This window comes from Niallia sp. MER 6 (genome assembly GCF_023714395.1).
Taxonomy (GTDB): Bacteria; Bacillota; Bacilli; order Bacillales; family Cytobacillaceae; genus Niallia.
In genome coordinates this window covers 1-17,945 of the sequence record NZ_JAMAUK010000023.1, presented here as the reverse complement: position 1 = coordinate 17,945, position 17,945 = coordinate 1, and the positions used below count along the sequence as shown (strand labels likewise).

Sequence of the window (17,945 nt, the reverse complement as noted above, 5' to 3'; positions counted from 1 at the left end):
GTTATGTTTCAGCAATATAGTCTTCCTTCTTTGAAACAACCATTTCTTTTTTCTTTTTCACTTTATGATGAGTAAAGTATAATGCTAAACCTGTAAATATAACCCCACTTACCAAATTCCCAAATAGTACAGGGAGCTGATTCCAAAGCCACCAATCTGCTAAAGAAACATCCGCACCTAACATCATCCCTGCAGGAATCACAAACATATTTACGACAGCATGTTCGAAGCCTTGTGCAAAAAAGATTAATATCGGCAACCACATGGCAACAATTTTCCCTATTGTGTTTGTCGATGTCATCGCCATGACTGCCCCTAATGTTACCATCCAATTACATAGTAATGCTTTCACAAACACGACGATTAAACCATCACTGCCTAGATTTGCATACAATAGCGTTTTTGCTTCTGCAACTGCGATAATTTTTGCTGCAATAGCATTATCAGTAACATGACTAAGTTGTGTAATTGCAATCACATATAAAAAAGCATACAGCCCTGCTCCTATTAAATGACCAATAATGACCCAAAACCAGTTGGAGAGCATTTGGGATATAGATACCCTTTTCTCTAAAACCGCTAAAGGTATGAGCGCAAAACTCCCTGTTACTAGTTCAAGCCCAAGCAGTATGACTAATACAAAGCAAGCTGGAAATAAGATTGCTCCCAAAATCCCCATTCCTGTTTGAATTTCAGCGGTAAATGCCAATGTTGTCCCAAACCCAAGGAGGGCACCTGCCAGCCCTCCTCTAATTAACATATCTATAATAGATAATTTTGCTTTTGCTTCACCAGCATCAATCATGCCCTGCACTACTTGATCTGTCTTTACGAATGACATAATACCCCTCCTTTAGTAAAATCAGATGACAATGTATACAAAGTTCTCTTCCACTTCCACTTTATATGCTTTAACACAACCATGATCTGGCGCTTGAGCCTGACCGTCACACACATTAATTTTCCAATCATGCATCGGACAAAATACATGGTCTCCGCTAACCATTCCCTCCGCAAGCACTCCCCCTTTATGGGGGCATCGATTCTCAATGGCACGAACATCCCCATTTGCCAGCTTGAATAAGGCAATTTCTTCTTTTCCAATATAAGCTGTTTTCCCTAGGCGGTCTGGCAAATCCGAATATTTTCCGATTAATACTCTTCCTATTGTATTTTCCATAATTACTCCCCCTATCTATCATTTAGAAGTTACTGGAACATTAACTGTTTCATAAAGTCTTTTTACTAAACTTTCATCCTTAAGTGTTTCACTCCATGGTTCTTGCACCGTTTCTAAAGTTATATCCATGCGTTTATTTAATTCATCGCGCAAGCCTTTATCTTCAAGTTTTTCTTTCACCTTATCAATCCCGAGACGGCCAACCCATACAGATGTTCTTTCTAAGTAATTCGCTGTTTCTCTATAGTACTGTAAAAAGGCTCCAGTCCATTCCAGTACCTCGGCTTTCGTTTTAACCTTAACGAGTAAGTCACCTTCCCTAAGATCTGTACCTGCATTGCCGCCTACATAGAGCTCCCAAACTCCATCTAAACCAACGACTCCAACATCCTTAATACCACTTTCAGCACAGTTTCTTGGACAAGCTGATACGGCCATTTTTATTTTATGCGGTCCATTCAACCCTTCAAATTTTTTCTCTAAATCAATCCCCATCCCTACTGAATCTTGAGTACCAAAGCGACAGAAGTCAGCACCAACACAAGTTTTTACTGTACGCAGTCCCTTAGAATATGCATGTCCTGACGGCATACCAAGTTCTGCCCAAATATTTGGTAAGTCTTGCTTTTGTACACCAAGCAAATTAATACGTTGTCCACCAGTTAATTTAATCATTTTTACTTTATATTTATCTGCTACATCAGCAATCTTTCTAAGATCATCTGCATTTGTAACACCGCCATACATTCTTGGAATGACACTAAAGGTACCATTATTTTGAATATTCGCATGCAATCTTTCATTAACAAAACGAGATTCCCGTTCGTCCTTATATTCTGTTGGATTAAGCATGCCTAAATAATAATTTAATGCTGGTCTGCATTTAGAGCATCCTTCATCATTTTTCCATCCTAATACATTCATAACTTCCCTTGTATGTGTAAGCTGCTTTTCCTTTATTTCATTAACAACTTCATCCCTCGATAAAGTGGTACAAGCACAGATCGATTCCTTTTGATCTTCACTATATTTATCACCGAGTGTAAATTCCAATAGATCAGCCACTAATGACTTACATGAACCACAGGAACGTGATGCGTTCGTACACCCCTTTACTTGTTCAACTGTTGTAAGTCCATCATTTTTTATTGCCGAGACAATATGCCCCTTCGTTACCCCATTACATCCACATACCACTTCATCATCTGTCATTTGGGCTACTAAGCTACTTCCTGTTTCCTCCGTCTGATTAGATTCAGTGTATTCCTCTATAGATGCACCATTCTTGATTAAATTTAATAACCGATTACCTTCCTTCGTTTCGCCAAACAGGACTGCTCCAGCTATTTTCCCTTGCTCGATAATGATTTTTTTATAAGTTCCATTCCAATCATCTAACATTTTAATCGCCTTAGTATTCTCATCCTCTAGGATTTTTCCAGTTGAGAAGACATCTACACCGGACACTTTTAATTGTGAAGAAAGAACGGACCCTTTGTATCCCTCACTGTATACACTGCAAATTCGTTTAGCTAACACTTCCCCCTGTTGATAAAGCGGGGCAACTAAGCCGTAAACCATTCCCCTGTGCTCTGCACATTCTCCGACAGCAAATATATTAGGAATTTCTGTTTCCATAAAATCATTTACGACGATCCCCCGATTAACAGGAATGCCAGTTTTTTTAGCTAATTCAACATTAGGTTTTATTCCGACTGCCATCACAACTAAGTCTGCTTCAATCTTATCGCCGGTTTTAAAACGTAGTCCTGTTACATGTTTCTTCCCAAGAATTTCGGTAGTTTGTTTATTTAATAAAAAGTTCATACCTTGATTTTCTAACTCTTTTTGTAACATTTTTCCGGCATCCCGATCTAATTGCCGGTCCATAAGATAATCATTAATATGAATAACATCTACCTTCATTCCAAGATTAAGCAAACCACGAGCAGCCTCGAGTCCTAATAATCCTCCTCCGATAACTGCTGCTTTCTGATGCTTTTTTGAGTAATGCAGCATTGTTTCACAATCCTTAATATCGCGAAATGCCGTCACACCTTGTTTATCTGAACCAGGTAAAGGCAACATAAATGGATTAGAGCCCGTTGCGATAATTAACTTATCATAAGGTTCTTCACGGTTCTTATCTGTAGAAACAATCTGCTTTTTTGTATCAATATTAATTACACTTTCCCCTGGATATAAGCGAATATTATTGTTTTCATACCAATTCCAATCATTTAAAGTAATATCTGCAACAGTTGTATCTCCCTGCAAAACCTTTGATAATTGGATTCTATTATAGTTTGGATGTGGTTCACTTCCAAAAACAGTTATATCGAATTCATCAGGATCAATTTTTAATATTTCTTCTATCGTCCTAATTCCGGCCATTCCATTTCCAATCAAAATTAACTTTCGCTTTAACATAACTGGCAGCCCCCTCAATAAAAGTTAGATAATTCCGACAATATTCTAGTGCCTAGTTTAATCGGCTACGTAATAGTTATGCAAGCAACTTGTTAGATTTTCTCACATGTTCATTTTGCTACATTTCCGTATTAAAGCGTTACTCCTATATCGCTGTTGCTTAGATTGTTTTGATTAAACCAAGGATGAAACCGTTATCAAACATTTACTAACTCAGTCTCTGTTTAAACAAAAAAACATCTAAAGACCTATAGTGGTTTCCGTTCCTAATATACAAATATTTCCATATACATAAATCAGGTACTACTATAGTGCACCTTAGATAACTATTCTTGGTGAATGTTCGGAAACTCATGGAAATTGAAGGTACTCCACTTACAGAGCTGAAAAAAAATACAAAAAAAAGACTGGCACTTATATTCATAAGTCCAGACTAGCTTTTTTCTCCTCACTAATAGAAGGAAAATATATTACAATAATGGATTATATTTAAATCATCCTGATTTGCTTCCATGTCTTCTGCCACAATAATAACCAAAAGAGAAAATAGCCATTACCACCAATATAACAATTCCATAAGCGCTAATGATCTTGATTAACATAGGCACTACAGAGCTCTTTATAAAGGGCATTAACATCCCTTTTGTTTGTAGAAAATAGCCATAAACAAGAACTAAGATAATTACAATAAAAACTGACAAACGTATGATTCTAAAGAATACGTTCTCGCTCAAAGAGTTCTCCCCCACTCCTCCTCGTTTCTAGTCTACTTTTGGCACATGAATTTCTTATTATATAAGTTCGCTGTATAATCTTCCTGTCCTTCTAAGAAACAAGAATTGTTTCCATCCTAGTTTTGAAGAGACACTTATTAGTTTGAAAATTAGGTATATAGCCGCTTAATGACTCTTGGGATTATATGGTAACATAAATTGATTTTAACAAAGGAGGAATTTTATGACTTAAACAATAGCCGTCAAATATGGTAGTTTACGCAAAACTCTAAAAATCCAATTATTGTCACAGATGGATGTATCCAATCTGGCTAGAAAATGAATAAACTTTCCCGAAGTAATGAGGATTACAGAAGTTGGTAGTGCACTAGAAGCAAGTAACATCATTTTAGACAGCTATTGAAAAGTCCATAGTCATTATTTGTATGTCCAGAGTACAATTTTGAAATTATTTTAAAATTGTATCAGCATTAAGCAAATACATGAAAAGAGTGATTCCGACTCATAAGTTTATTTATCAACTATCAATAATCAATTAGCTATAAACCGATTTAACAAACGAACCATTTTCATCGATTACTAATTTTTAGGAGGAATACATAATGTCTGATCTTTATTCTCGTATTAATAGGGATGATGCTGTTGTTCTTTTAGTGGATCACCAAACTGGCCTGATGGCTGGACTCGTTCGTGACTATGGTGTTGATGAATTCAAAAATAATGTTTTAGCTCTTGCTCGCACTGCTGAGTTCTTTGAATTACCAGTTATTTTAACAACAAGCTTTGAAAACGGACCTAATGGACCTCTTATGCAGGAATTGGTTGATCTGTTTCCTAACGCACCAAAAATAGCACGCCCTGGACAAATTAACGCATGGGATAATGATGATTTCGTTAAGGCAATCGAAGAATCTGGCAAAAAACAACTTATCATCGCAGGCGTAGTTACAGATGTTTGTGTTGCTTTCCCAGCACTTTCCGCTATTAATGCTGGATATGAAGTATTTGCTGTTACTGATGCTTCAGGGACTTTCAACAAACAAGTTGCAGATGCAGCCAATACCCGTATGGCACATAATGGCGTGCAACTTATGAACTGGTTTAGCGTAGCATGCGAATTACAACGTGATTGGCGCAACGATGTTGAAGGATTTGGGAATTTACTTGCTAGTAATCTCCCAGGCTATCAAAATGTAATTGGAAGCTATATGGGTGCACAGCGAGATCTTAGTAAACAAAATGCATAGATTTATTCCTAAGAAATAGGCTAGATGGCGCTGATTTATTCAGCGCTTTTTTAATTAAGACGGATCGCAGTACGGTTTATGGCTGAGCTAATAATTACTTAAATTATCACAACTTAGGAGTATAGATTTGAGGCTTAATAATTATTAGGATTTAGATACAAAGTATGTGTAGCGAGGCTGTCAAATTTAATTTTATTACTACCTATTGCCACAAATGAAATTTGCGGCCTTTTTCTTGAACATAAATTATAGCAATAGCAACATAATATTTTCCTTTTCTATATTGCCAAGTAAAACTTTTCTGTTTGTAATTAAAAAAAGCAATGGCATCAGTCCATTGCTTTTTTTGTATCAGGGATTTAAATGGAAGTAAAGCCACCGTCTATAGATACTACTGTTCCGTTAATATAGTTAGCTGTATCCCCCAGCAAGAAAGTAACTAGTTCTGCCACTTCTTCAGGATTTCCAAGACGTTTCTGCGGGATGGCTTCTACAACCGCTTTAACATTTTCAGGATTCTTTTCTCGGTATTCTTTTACCATAGGTGTTTCAATCGTGCCAGGTGCAACAGCGTTACAGCGAATACCTTGCTCTGCATATTCCGCAGCAATTGTTTTAGTAATACCGACAATGCCGTGCTTTGTCGCAGAATACGTACCAACAGTAGCTTGTCCTACTACTCCTGCAGTAGACGAAGTATTAACAATCGAACCGCCACCGTTTTTAAGCATCACTTCTGTTACATATTTAATTCCGTATAATGCACCTAATAGATTAATACCAACCACTTGTTGGATTTGTTCAATAGTATTATCCACGAATTTTACCCCTGGGCCGGAAATACCTGCATTATTATAGAACATATCAATTGTGCCAAATTCTTCTACTGTTTTATCTACATATTTTTTAACATCCTCTGCCTTGCTTACATCAGCTTGGACAAAGATTGCTCTTGCTCCTTTTTCTTCAATTAAGCTTACTGTTTCTTTTCCTGCTCTTTCTGAAATGTCCACAACCGTAATAGACACACCTGAATCTGCTAATTTTAATGCTACCGCTTGACCTAACCCGCTACCACCACCAGTTACAATAGCTACTTTATTTTGACTCATAGAAGTTCCTCCTTAAAAAACAAAACTTTAATTATAACCTTGTTATTATTTTACAACACTTGACCATTCGAGTTAATTACTTCTTTATACCATTCAAAACTTTTCTTTTTTGTTCTCTTGAAGCTTCCATTTCCGTAATCATCTATATCGACATGAATAAAACCATAACGTTTGCTTACCTCAGAAGTTGAAACACTAATAATATCAATTGGTCCCCAACTAGTATAACCCATTAGTTCCACACCATCTGAGATAGCTTCTCTCATTTGCACAATATGCTCTCTTAGGTAGTTAATGCGATAATCATCCTGAATCATACCATTTTCATCTGGTGTATCAATTGCACCTAGTCCATTCTCTACAACAAATAACGGAACTTGATATCTATCATACAGTTTATTCAAAGTAACACGAAGTCCTACAGCATCAATTTGCCATCCCCAGTCAGATGATTCAAGATATGGATTTTTTAAACCAGAGAATAAATTACCTGGAGCTCTTTCTCCATGTGGTCCGGCACTTTCCACTAAAGACATATAGTAACTGAAGGAAATATAATCTACTTTATTTTGTAATAAAAGATCTTCATCCGTTTCTTCCATAATTATATTAATATTGTTCTCTTTAAAATATTCTTTGATAAAGTTTGGATAATATCCACGAACTTGAACATCTGTATAAAAGAAATTCATCTGCTCTTGTTTTAGCGTTTTTAACACATCTTGTGGATTACATGTTTCTGGATATGTTTCCAGTCTCGCAAGCATACACCCAACTTTCGCATCGGGGTTAATCTCCCTACATAGCTTTACAGCCATTGCACTAGCAATAAATTGATGGTGTAGGGCTTGATAGATTGCCTGATCTATATTTTCAAAACGGTCTGTTATTAAACCTCCACCATTATATGGAGCTAAAGCAATAGCATTGATTTCATTAAATGTTAACCAATATTTTACTTTATTACGATATCTCTTAAATACTGTTTCTGCGTATTTCGTAAACATATTAACTACTTTTCTATCTATCCATCCATTATATTTCTTAACAAGAGCAGCAGGCATTTCATAGTGTGATAGCGTTACAAGAGGTTCAATATTATATTTTGCTAATTCGTCAAAGACATTATCATAAAATTGTAGTCCCTCTTCATTCGGCTGTAAGTCATCACCGTTTGGAAAAATACGTGCCCAAGAAATAGATAATCGGAATGTTTTAAAACCCATCTCTCCAAACAAAGCAATATCTTCTTTATAGCGATGGTAAAAATCCACTCCCCATCTTTTCGGGTATTGCTTTTTAGAGTCTTCCTTAAATGCTTCCTCAAACTGCTCAGATGTAATATGTACTGCATTGTCACCAGCACGCTCTTCCTTAGGTATAAATGGTATCATATCAGCTGTTGACAAACCTTTTCCACCTAAGTTATAACCGCCTTCTAATTGATTGGCAGCTGTTGCTCCACCCCATAAAAACCCTTCTGGAAATCTTTTAGCCATAATAAACACTCCTTCTTATTTTTGAATATTAAATAGTTGTTCTTCTGTCTTTATTTCTTGATAATCTAAATCCAACTTCTCTACGGAACTATATTGATCACTATTTGTCAGTATCACTAAAGTAACCATATTGTATCCTTCGTTACTGATTGCCACTCGGTCAAAGGTAATAAGCTCTTGACCCTTTTGTACATATTGACCTTGTTCTACTTTAACATCAAAGAACTTGCCTTCTAAATTTACTGTTTCAAGGCCAATGTGAATAAGTACTTCTAAACCATTTTCAGAACGTAAACCAATTGCATGCTTTGTCGGATAAATCATTGCAACTGTACCATCAAAGGGAGAAACTAATGTATTCGCTGAAGGATCAATTGCAATACTTTTCCCCAAAATTTCACCTGAAAAAGTCTTATCTGGTACATCTTGAAGAGGCAAAACTTTACCTGTTAATGGACTACCTATTTCTTCCCCATCTTGGGATAATCTAGTTGTTTTAGTTTTCTCTGTACTTTCTTCCTCATCTGCTCGAACATCTTCAAACCCTAATATAAGTGTCATTACAAAAGCAATAATGAAGGAAACAAACATAGAAATAATGGTATACACTAAATTCATAGGACTAACAGGATCAATATAAACCGGGAAAGCCTCTAAACCTTGTAAGATAAAACCGAAACATTTTACTCCAAAGTAAACAACCATTCCTCCACTTATTGCACCAGCTATCATGGTTGCATATAATGGTCGTTTCAGTTTCAAATTCACTCCAAAGACAGCAGGTTCTGTAACACCTAATAACGCAGAAACACCAGTAGAAACTGCTAAAGATTTCAACTTTTTATTTTTGGTTCTAAATGAAACTGCAAATGCTGCACCTGCTTGTGCTAAACTGTTTACAATATTTAATGGCAAAATAGCATTATCATAACCATACTTACCCATATTCTGTAGAATAATAGGAGCAAAACCATAATGCATTCCGGTAACTACAAACACAGGCATTAAACCACCAATTAAAATCCCAGCAAATACTCCTCCATGCTCATAAATCCATGCAACTGCAATTCCTACATAATCGCCAACTATAAATCCAATTGGACCAGCAACAATTAATGTAAAAGGAATCATAATTAGGAAAACAAGTGTTGGTGTTAATACCACTCTCACTGTATTAGGAACAACTCGATTTATTATTTTATAAACATAGCTTAGAACCCAAACAGCAATAATAATTGGAATAACAGTGGCACTATAGCCTATGAAAGGAACAGACATACCTAAGAACTTTAATCCTGCTTCTCCACTGGCTACCCCAGCTGTAATAGTTGGGTACAGTAATGCACCCGCTAATGCTACCGCTAAATATTCACTCACTTTAAATCTTTTAGCAGCTGATATTGCTAATAAGAAAGGAAGGAAATAAAATGCGGCATCAGAAATAATGGTAAGAACTTGATACGCATCGCTTTCGACTGATATCCATCCTAATACTTGCAATAAAGCAAGTATCCCTTTCATCATCCCAGCCCCAGCAATTGCTGGAATGACAGGAGAGAATACACCCGAGATCATATCAAAGAACCTACCTAAAAGCTTTTTCTTGCTTGCACTTGATTCATCAACACCACTTTCACTATTACTTCCAACTAACGATTCTACCTCTTTAAATACTTCCATAACCTTATTTCCAATAATCACCTGGAACTGACCGTTTTGAAATTGAGCCCCCATTGCTCCAGTTAACTCTCTAATTCCCTCCACATCGACTTTACTTTCATCTTTGACATGGAAACGAAGCCTTGTTACACAATGCCAAGCTCTTGTTATGTTTTCTTTGCCACCAATTCTATTTACAATATCTTTTGCCAATTTTTCCTGACTCATTTGTTTACTCCTATTCTTTTTTCTAGACAAAATAAAAACCTAAATATAATTCAAAACAAAATTTTGTTCTGAAGTATATTTAGGTTATGCCTGATTTAACAGTAACACCCTAATTTTGTTTTTCATTCCTTGAAGTCATTCGATGTATATGAATTGCTAAATATGCCAGTTCATCGTTGGACAGATGCCAGTTATACTCGATGTTTAAATACTTTTCAATTTTCTTCACACAGATATAAGCGTTTTGATATCTTTCTTTTATGATGTTATATAGAGACGTAATTTCTTCCATGGTTTTTTCATCATGATTTAATTGCCTTAAAATAAAGTAACGTAAATGCGTCAGTAACCTTGAATAATTAATTGAGTCTTCTTGGATTTTCATTTGATAATGATAGCTAATAATATCAAGAATTTTATTAGTAATTTCTGTGATTTGTAGAGTAACCTTCATTTCTTCACTCTTATGTTGCGCATTAACAAAATGCAAGGCAATAGACGTCGCTTCATACTCTGGCAATGAAATGTTAGTAAATCTCTTAATAAGATTAAGGGATTTAACGCCTATTTCATATTCTTCCTTATAAAGATTCTTAACTTCCCAATGAAGTGGATTCTTTATTAATAGGTTATCTTGATGTCTTTCTAAGGCAAAGTTTAAATGATCGGCCAAAGTAACAATAAAGGCATCACTTAACTTTTTTTGTAAAATATCTTCGCCCAAACGAATAATTTGATTTGTTAAGAAGATATAATCGGCTGGAATACTATTTAGAATACTTGTTAACTGATTGGACTCAGGAGAATCTAAAGAATATACTTTATCAACTAATTTAGGATTAATTTCTTCATATTTTTTCTTATTAAAACCAACCCCCTTTCCCATCACGATGATTTCGTTTCCACTATTATCTAGAGCTAGAGCAACGTTGTTATTAAATGCCTGTTTTAGTTTCATTGATAATCCCTCTTACTTTATGAATAAAATAAAAAAAACCAATTATAATCGCATGGATAGATAGGTTCCCTATTTCCATTACAATTATAATTGGTTATGCCTGATCGAATCAGTAACACTCCTAAATTTTGATATAAGCTTAACACGTAAAGAAAACGTTGTCAATAAACTTATATGTACAATATAACTTTGAAATTATTGTATCATCCCTATCCATCTAACATATAACTCGTATAAAAAAGGGAATTTGTAAGAACACAATCTACTCTTATAGACGGATACATAATTTTATTATGAAAGACTCTTCTTTTAATCCATCTCTATCCATTATATTTATAGAGCTGGATTACTTCTTTTTTAAACATTACATTCTCTCCTTTTTAAAAGATAGCCAAACTATCTCTTCTAATAAAAAAACACCCTAACACATAGTTAGAGTGTTTTCTTTTATGTATATACATTGACAAGAACCCCTTACTCGTCTTCTTGTTCTTTGTAGGCTAGGGCAATATCTACGATTTCTTCTGGTGTTAATTCTTTATCACTCCAGAAAATTAAATCACTCGGTGCTGGGTGTGGTACATTCTTTTCAAGAATATCAATATACTCACTTACCTCTTCGTCAGAAAGTAATGGGTTTATTATCTTATTTACTAATTGAACTAATTCTTCTTTTGACATTTTATTTTCCATGTTATCCACCATCCTTAATTAATTCCCTTTCTTTCCAAAGTGATATGCAGGATCCAAAATAACTTGAAGCATTCTTGGAGAAGTAATCATTAAATTATCTAAATTCTCCAGACTTTAACTTAATAGCAGACCTTGCATATGCTGATTTACTCTTGAGTACTCCTCGCATTTCTGAAACCTGACTTAGTGTACCTGTAGATTTTCTTTTATAAGGCTTAAAAGCTACATATCCAGCTTGGCACTTATTAACAGTAAATGAATATGTACTAGAACTTGATTTTGCTGTGGTTAAAGTAAAACTTGCTCCTACGTCTATAGCTTTAACTTCTGTTTTAGCACTAGCACTATAAGATTTAGAGACTGTTGCTGACCATTGTTTATCTACTCTACAAGTTTTTGTATTACAGTCAATGCTAGCAGAAACTTTAATAGAATCGCCATAATATTTTGTTGCTGATTTTTCTTTGTATCTCCATGTTACCCAATCAATATCTGCGTAAGGAGTGACTGTTTGGTTACTATTAATTGTCGTAACTAGTTTAGCAACTGAACTTTCACTATTATCAATAAATTCATTTTCTAAGTTTTCCACTTCTGATATATTCGTAGATTCTTTATATTCTTCTTCAGAAACAGGAATAAGACCAGATTCAGTCACTATAAAAGGTGAAATTTCTGCTTTTAATTCTTCATCGTAAAATGTTGCCACACCTTTAGCATTAACATTAACCTTCTGAATTTCTTCTGCATGCCTTGAGAAAAACTAAAAATGCCTAAAATAAAAATTGATAAAATATGTAAATATTTAATTATTTTTGTCTCAAGCTTGGAACTAATAAATAATATAAACCAGAGTTATCATCAATATGGGGAGAGATTTCACTATCTGTTTCTGTTTCAATTTTAATATTTTTTGAATTTGTTATACCAGCATACAATTTGAATTTTTTTCCTGAATAAGATTCAACATCCCCTATAATATTCGTATTATTGTTTTTATCGCTAATAATTACATCGTTTCCATTTTTATACCATGAAACTTTTTTGTTTTTCCATACCAAAGTTCCAGTACCTATACCAACCGCTTCATCTTTTTTAAATTTATAAATTACCATTTTCTCACTATCTACTAATTTTGTTTGACTGATGAAGTCAACAATATATGGAGATTCATCTTTAGCATATTCTAATGCCTCTGCCTCCGAATCAAATTGAACTTCTGATTCAATTTTTTCAGTATTGATTAATTTGTTAAATATAAAAACAACAAGAGCTACTAAAACCAACGTCGCAAAAATAAATACTCCCTTTTTCATTAAATAGTCCTCCTATGTAAGTGATCGTATGTCAATATTCTAACAAATATAAAGATTTCAAAATAATAAGACAAGCCCTTTATCTAACATTTTTTTACATAATTACTTAAGATATGCAGAAGTTTAATATTTAAGTTTTAACCAAATAACTTTTATTTTGGAATTTACATTTCAAAAATTATCCTAATATAAGGGAGAGTATAAAATTTATTTAATATTTTTGATTTATAAACAATATACTAACTTCTGTTACACATACGATTAGAGTCAAAGAATGATAATAACTTGCTTTTCTATATATCTATTCTCTAAGTCTTGGTTTAGTTTCTCGCTAGAATCTTTCTTAAGTATGTAATTTCAAAATGCCGACATCCAACGATATCGGCATCCCTAAAAACAGATATAAATTTATATTATTTATTTTACGCTTAATCTAAGTTTGTTAAAAGTTGGTCGTAAGTCTTCTTTATTAGGAGAGTAGCATTACCTTTAATTTGTTCAATTGAACTAATAAAATGTTCCACTAAAGTATCATCCACTAGGGCAATTGGTTCTGGAAAGTATTCTACACCCTCCTTTTCCATAGCTTTTCGACTTGTATAAGCAACTGTGTCGATAATACAATTCCATGCAGCAATATCGTTCTCATTTTCGGACATCTCTTGAATAATTGTTATTCCATTCTCTTCATCATCCAACAAATTATAAAGTTCGTAACCAATTTCTTCTTTGTTTTTTACCCATTCCAAACTTTTTGAAAGAGCATTTTGTGCTAGCTGTCTATCTTCAATCTGTGAAAAGTCACTTAAAATTTCTTTTGATAGCAGAATGAAAAAGAGTACTTTTCCTTCATCTGTTAAATGGCTAAATGTATGTTCTTCCATAATACCCTCCTATAAATCTTTATTCTATGTATTTTCCATTTCTAATATTTAATTCTAACCTACCTGTAACCTTAACAGCTTCATTGGGTCAGATGTAACTATAATAGTTAAATTAGGATAACGCTGACTTAATTGCTTTAAAATGCCAGTAGGTACTTTATCATTAGCTAATCCTTGATAGCATTTTCTACAAACACCAGATGGATTAGACTGATGTAATCTTAATGTACCTGTTACTTCTTCTGGATTCAATCCCTTCTGAATAACAGCAGCATCAAACTCATTAAGAACTCCTTCTTCTGCATGTCTTGTAAAAAGCGGATTGTTGCTAGGAGCCTTTATATTTCTATCAGGCATCTGAATCGGCGAATGATCGGTTTAGACTAGGAAGTGAATCTCTAGAAGAAGACGGTATATGATTTAATTTTGAATCTGTAAAAAGAAACCAAGATTACATTGAAGTTGCCAATACTGTACTGAATCTGCTACATACCTATGATAGAAAATGGATTTCTTCTCTATATAAATAGGAATTCCTTTTTAGGATTTCCCTAATATTATTAACATTTTTCATCCTTGGTTTCTCCCCTTTAGGAAGAAGATAAGTTTTCATAATTGGCAGCTTATATTTAACATAACAACCTGGTATTATATAATCTCTCAGTCTTAATCAAATGGTTTTTTTTGTAAAAACGGCATTAAATGTATATACTGTAATTGACTTCATATTTATTATAACGGAGGTTTGATAAGTGAGGTATTTTTGGATTTGAGTCAATAATTTGGACACAAAAAAGTTAAGTATTAAGCGGTTCTTCTAATCTGATCCTCCATAGCTTGAGGTGTTTGATAGCCGATGCTGCTGTGAATTCTGTTTCTGTTGTACCAGCCCTCTATAAACTGAAACATGGCCAGCTTCGCTGCCCGGTAGTCTGTGTACTTGGTATGATAGACTTCTTCTTTCTTTAATATAGCGTGAAATGACTCTATACAGGCATTGTCATAAGGACAGCCTTTCTGACTGAAAGACTGCCTTATTCCGTATTTTTGGACATGCTGAGTAAACTCACTGCTGGTATATTGTGAGCCCAGATCGGTATGAAGAATTAAGCCCTTTCGGGGCTTTTGAGAAAAACAGGCGTTTTGAAGTGCTTCGATCACTAATTCCGAAGTCATAAAACGAGAAAAAGAATAGCCAACAATTTTTTTCGAATGCAGATCCAATACAGAGGCCAGATAGCACCAGCCGTCTTTTACCGTAGGAATATACGTAATATCCGCCACCCATTTCTCATTGATCGTGCAGGTAGAGAAGTCTCTTTTTAAAAGATTACCCAGCTGCACAATCTTTTCTTTTGAGGGGAAAGGACGGTATTTTTTCCTGGTAATCGAACGGATGCCTGCCTTTCTCATTAAGCGCTGGACACGCTTCAGGCTTAAACAAACCCCGTTGTTTAATAAGGTCTTATGGATTTTCGGTGCGCCATAACGCGCCTTACTTTCCAGGTGAATCCGTTGGATTTCCTGTGTGAGTTCCTGGTTTTCCAGTTCGCGTTTTGACGTCGTTTTTTCAAGGGAGCCATAGTAGCTGCTTCTTGGCACGGCCAGTACTTCGCACATTTTCTGGACGGGATATTGATCCTTGTGTTCCTCGATAAAATCGATGAGCTCTGATTCGGTTACTTTTTGGCGAATATGGCCATAGCCTTTTTTAGAATTTCTACCTCCTGTTTTAACCGAAGGTTTTCTTTCTGAATTTCGGCTAACTCTTTTGGTGTCAGCGCCTCTTTTTCTGAACCAATAGGGGTAAAGTCTTTCACCCATTTATAAATCGTTACTTCTGATACGCCATATTCGCTGCTTAATTCTTTAACCGGGCTGCCGGAATGATACAAATCCACAATCGTTTTCTTAAAATCATCGTTATATTTTTTGCCTGCAGGTTTACGTTCCAATTCGGACACATCCTCTCAAAATAATTGTAAGGACTTAATTAAATTGTGTCCATGAAACTATACTAACTCCATTTTTTATTTTTTAGGATTGGAAAGTTTATTCGAAGAGAGTTTGTTTGTTAGTTATATGTCATATGGAAGCACCTCGGTTACTTAATTCATTTTATTGGTTCTTCCTTATTCTAAGCAATTCGTTTTAATAACATATAAAATTACCTACCGCCTATTATATGATTTACAAATTAATAGAATACAAGAAAGACAAGAATAAAGGGGAAGTTAACTATGTTCAAATCAGAGTTTACAAACTTAATTGCTAACCTAATATTATCTGCAATACTCGTTTTTTTACTTACTTATAAAACAGGGATAACCTCTAGTATTATGATACTAATACTTTTTATTTTTTCGCTTCGAGCTGTATATGACATAGTAAGATATAATAAAACTAAAAACCAGAAATCTTAATTTGGCTTCTGGTTTTTGCTAGAATTCCTTCTTATCAAATTAAACATTTTTTGAAGTAGATAATCCTTTTTAAAGACATTTCATTATATTCAATCACATCCAATAACCAGCTACTTTTCTTCAATAGGCAGGCTTCCACTTATTAAAGGAATACTGCACCTTTACTGTTTTTATTTCTGTGGAATAAAATCTGATTATAAATAACTTCACTATGTTTCAATAATTTTATTTTTAAATAACAAGTCTCGAATTGGAGATTCCTCTTAACATATAGTACTATTAAATTAATATTGTTTTTCAAAAATTTATAATGTTGCTACTAAATAGCTCTTTTGCTGGTAAAAACCCATCATACATATTTGTGAAATATCAATTAGAGTAAGAATTAAGAGTAATTCAAAACTATTACCATGGAACTATCAGAAGGAGGATATTATGAGCGAAAAAATTAAAACTTATGATACTGAAGGTATCAAAATATATTGGAAACCCAGTAATTGCAAACATGCAGCAGAATGTGTAAAGGGATTGCCCAGTGTATTCAATACCCAGAACAGACCTTGGGTATCACCACAGAATGCAACAGCTGAAAAAATCATGGAAGTGATTGATCTTTGTCCAAGCAGAGCACTTACTTATGAACAAAAATAAACAGGACTAAAAAGTTAGGAGAATGAGGAAATGACTGAAATTAAAATGGACAAGAATGAATTCTATATTGAGGAATCTAATGAAATTATTGCAAGAATTCAATTTATCCCAAGTGGAAAAGATGTAAATGGACAAAATTTAATTATTGTAAACCATACAGTTGTATACGAGGGACATAATGGCCGTGGATTAGGCAAAGAATTAGTAAACAAGATAGTTGAATATGCAAGAGATGAAAACTTATATATTATTCCTGTATGTCCTTACGCAAAAAGTGTTCTTGAAAGTAAAGAAGAATATCAAGATGTACTAGCAAAATAATTCCATTTTATTACATGTGTTGAATGAGCTACACATAACTGGACAAAAAATAAGGTCCAGTCGACTAATCACTAAATCAGGGCATACTGCTAAATAGTATAAGAGATTCATACTAGCAACAATACTAGGAGAGGCGGTTATGCTAGCCTAGCTAGCAAGCCAGATATCTTTTCCATCTGGTTTTCTGGCTGGCAAAAGTATGGACTTGGAGGCACCTTGTCAAGTTGCGATGGTTACCACTAAATTCGGAAGTCGATTATATCTTATTCGGTTATAGAGGAATGCTAGTATGACCAGGACTAGAAGAACATTTACCACTTAAAGCCCTAATGGTTAAATAAAACTCTTTGTTATTTATCTTTATTAAAAAGGGATTTAACAATAATTTTTTCATTTTCTTTCTTCTCCCAACCCCTCCCAAAAATTATTTTTTCTTAAAGCACCATAATACTTTCGGAATGCTTGTTAAACTAACCTGCCGAGTTCGTATTATAAGGTTAACCAGAAATGAAAATATTTCTAGTTGACCATTTTTTATATGGGCTTATTATAACTGTAGCCGGGGTAAAACGTAACTGCCAGTGGGACAGAGATCCCGTCTGCTAAACAG

The 17,945-nt window shown here is 34.4% G+C and carries 16 protein-coding genes; 3 read left to right on the top strand and 13 right to left on the bottom strand.

Annotated features, from left to right (window positions below; all coding sequences use genetic code 11):
* Position 1: 1 nt before the first annotated feature.
* The 3 genes from M3600_RS21060 to nirB are packed head-to-tail and all read right to left on the bottom strand — an operon-like array spanning position 2 to position 3,610.
* Positions 2-841 (bottom strand): formate/nitrite transporter family protein, encoded by an 840-nt coding sequence (locus M3600_RS21060; protein ID WP_251647442.1) that lies wholly within the window; start codon positions 839-841, stop codon positions 2-4.
* 21 nt (positions 842-862) lie between these two features.
* On the bottom strand, positions 863-1,183 hold the full coding sequence (gene nirD / locus M3600_RS21055; RefSeq protein WP_251647507.1) for a nitrite reductase small subunit NirD: 321 nt from the start codon (positions 1,181-1,183) through the stop codon (positions 863-865).
* 15 nt (positions 1,184-1,198) lie between these two features.
* Positions 1,199-3,610, bottom strand: coding sequence for a nitrite reductase large subunit NirB (nirB, locus tag M3600_RS21050; RefSeq protein ID WP_237943010.1), 2,412 nt, complete (start codon positions 3,608-3,610; stop codon positions 1,199-1,201).
* Positions 3,611-4,946: 1,336 nt separating this feature from the next.
* Between nirB and ycaC the strand changes: the two genes are divergently transcribed.
* Positions 4,947-5,591: an isochorismate family cysteine hydrolase YcaC gene (ycaC, locus tag M3600_RS21045; protein WP_233314981.1), complete on the top strand. Its 645-nt coding sequence runs from the start codon at positions 4,947-4,949 to the stop codon at positions 5,589-5,591.
* A gap of 359 nt (positions 5,592-5,950) precedes the next feature.
* On the opposite strand, the gene M3600_RS21040 is transcribed toward ycaC, so the two are convergent.
* The 10 genes from M3600_RS21040 to M3600_RS20995 form a co-directional block, all read right to left on the bottom strand.
* Positions 5,951-6,703 carry an SDR family NAD(P)-dependent oxidoreductase gene (locus M3600_RS21040; protein ID WP_251647440.1) on the bottom strand — a complete coding sequence of 251 codons (753 nt, stop codon included), beginning with the start codon at positions 6,701-6,703 and terminating at the stop codon, positions 5,951-5,953.
* A gap of 50 nt (positions 6,704-6,753) precedes the next feature.
* Positions 6,754-8,202, bottom strand: a complete 1,449-nt coding sequence (locus M3600_RS21035; protein WP_251647439.1) for a glycoside hydrolase family 1 protein — start codon at positions 8,200-8,202, stop codon at positions 6,754-6,756.
* 15 nt (positions 8,203-8,217) lie between these two features.
* Positions 8,218-10,089: a beta-glucoside-specific PTS transporter subunit IIABC gene (locus M3600_RS21030; RefSeq protein WP_251647437.1), complete on the bottom strand. Its 1,872-nt coding sequence runs from the start codon at positions 10,087-10,089 to the stop codon at positions 8,218-8,220.
* A 109-nt stretch (positions 10,090-10,198) separates the two neighbouring features.
* Positions 10,199-11,047 carry a BglG family transcription antiterminator LicT gene (gene licT / locus M3600_RS21025; RefSeq protein WP_233314977.1) on the bottom strand — a complete coding sequence of 283 codons (849 nt, stop codon included), beginning with the start codon at positions 11,045-11,047 and terminating at the stop codon, positions 10,199-10,201.
* A 474-nt stretch (positions 11,048-11,521) separates the two neighbouring features.
* Positions 11,522-11,740: a bacteriocin immunity protein gene (locus M3600_RS21020; RefSeq protein WP_237943016.1), complete on the bottom strand. Its 219-nt coding sequence runs from the start codon at positions 11,738-11,740 to the stop codon at positions 11,522-11,524.
* A 94-nt stretch (positions 11,741-11,834) separates the two neighbouring features.
* Positions 11,835-12,449, bottom strand: a complete 615-nt coding sequence (locus tag M3600_RS29250) for a DUF6060 domain-containing protein (protein ID WP_251647435.1) — start codon at positions 12,447-12,449, stop codon at positions 11,835-11,837.
* Positions 12,450-12,549: 100 nt separating this feature from the next.
* Complete coding sequence (locus M3600_RS21010; RefSeq protein ID WP_233314974.1) at positions 12,550-13,056, bottom strand: hypothetical protein; 507 nt, start codon at positions 13,054-13,056, stop codon at positions 12,550-12,552.
* Positions 13,057-13,484: 428 nt separating this feature from the next.
* Positions 13,485-13,940, bottom strand: coding sequence for an Imm6 family immunity protein (locus tag M3600_RS21005; protein ID WP_251647433.1), 456 nt, complete (start codon positions 13,938-13,940; stop codon positions 13,485-13,487).
* Between the two features lie 54 nt (positions 13,941-13,994).
* Positions 13,995-14,297, bottom strand: coding sequence for a hypothetical protein (locus M3600_RS21000; protein ID WP_251647431.1), 303 nt, complete (start codon positions 14,295-14,297; stop codon positions 13,995-13,997).
* A 447-nt stretch (positions 14,298-14,744) separates the two neighbouring features.
* Positions 14,745-15,895 (bottom strand): IS3 family transposase gene (locus tag M3600_RS20995; protein WP_251647429.1). Its coding sequence is split into 2 segments (ribosomal slippage): positions 14,745-15,646 and positions 15,646-15,895, totalling 1,152 coding nucleotides; the frame shifts between segments, so codons are not numbered across the junction.
* A gap of 903 nt (positions 15,896-16,798) precedes the next feature.
* On the opposite strand from M3600_RS20995, the gene M3600_RS20990 reads away from it, so the two are divergent.
* Both M3600_RS20990 and M3600_RS20985 read left to right on the top strand, forming a co-directional pair.
* On the top strand, positions 16,799-17,014 hold the full coding sequence (locus M3600_RS20990) for a (4Fe-4S)-binding protein (RefSeq protein ID WP_233314971.1): 216 nt from the start codon (positions 16,799-16,801) through the stop codon (positions 17,012-17,014).
* Positions 17,015-17,044: 30 nt separating this feature from the next.
* The gene (locus tag M3600_RS20985; RefSeq protein ID WP_233314970.1) at positions 17,045-17,335 is read left to right on the top strand and encodes a GNAT family N-acetyltransferase; all 291 of its coding nucleotides are present in this window, start codon (positions 17,045-17,047) and stop codon (positions 17,333-17,335) included.
* Positions 17,336-17,945: the final 610 nt, after the last annotated feature.

Coding starts and splice junctions, on each gene's coding strand:
- M3600_RS21060 (WP_251647442.1), bottom strand. CDS start 841: ATGTCATTCGTAAAGACAGATCAAGTAGTGCAGGGCATGATTGATGCT.
- nirB (WP_237943010.1), bottom strand. CDS start 3,610: ATGTTAAAGCGAAAGTTAATTTTGATTGGAAATGGAATGGCCGGAATT.
- ycaC (WP_233314981.1), top strand. CDS start 4,947: ATGTCTGATCTTTATTCTCGTATTAATAGGGATGATGCTGTTGTTCTT.
- M3600_RS21040 (WP_251647440.1), bottom strand. CDS start 6,703: ATGAGTCAAAATAAAGTAGCTATTGTAACTGGTGGTGGTAGCGGGTTA.
- M3600_RS21035 (WP_251647439.1), bottom strand. CDS start 8,202: ATGGCTAAAAGATTTCCAGAAGGGTTTTTATGGGGTGGAGCAACAGCT.
- M3600_RS21030 (WP_251647437.1), bottom strand. CDS start 10,089: ATGAGTCAGGAAAAATTGGCAAAAGATATTGTAAATAGAATTGGTGGC.
- licT (WP_233314977.1), bottom strand. CDS start 11,047: ATGAAACTAAAACAGGCATTTAATAACAACGTTGCTCTAGCTCTAGAT.
- M3600_RS21020 (WP_237943016.1), bottom strand. CDS start 11,740: ATGGAAAATAAAATGTCAAAAGAAGAATTAGTTCAATTAGTAAATAAG.
- M3600_RS21010 (WP_233314974.1), bottom strand. CDS start 13,056: ATGAAAAAGGGAGTATTTATTTTTGCGACGTTGGTTTTAGTAGCTCTT.
- M3600_RS21005 (WP_251647433.1), bottom strand. CDS start 13,940: ATGGAAGAACATACATTTAGCCATTTAACAGATGAAGGAAAAGTACTC.
- M3600_RS21000 (WP_251647431.1), bottom strand. CDS start 14,297: ATGCCTGATAGAAATATAAAGGCTCCTAGCAACAATCCGCTTTTTACA.
- M3600_RS20990 (WP_233314971.1), top strand. CDS start 16,799: ATGAGCGAAAAAATTAAAACTTATGATACTGAAGGTATCAAAATATAT.
- M3600_RS20985 (WP_233314970.1), top strand. CDS start 17,045: ATGACTGAAATTAAAATGGACAAGAATGAATTCTATATTGAGGAATCT.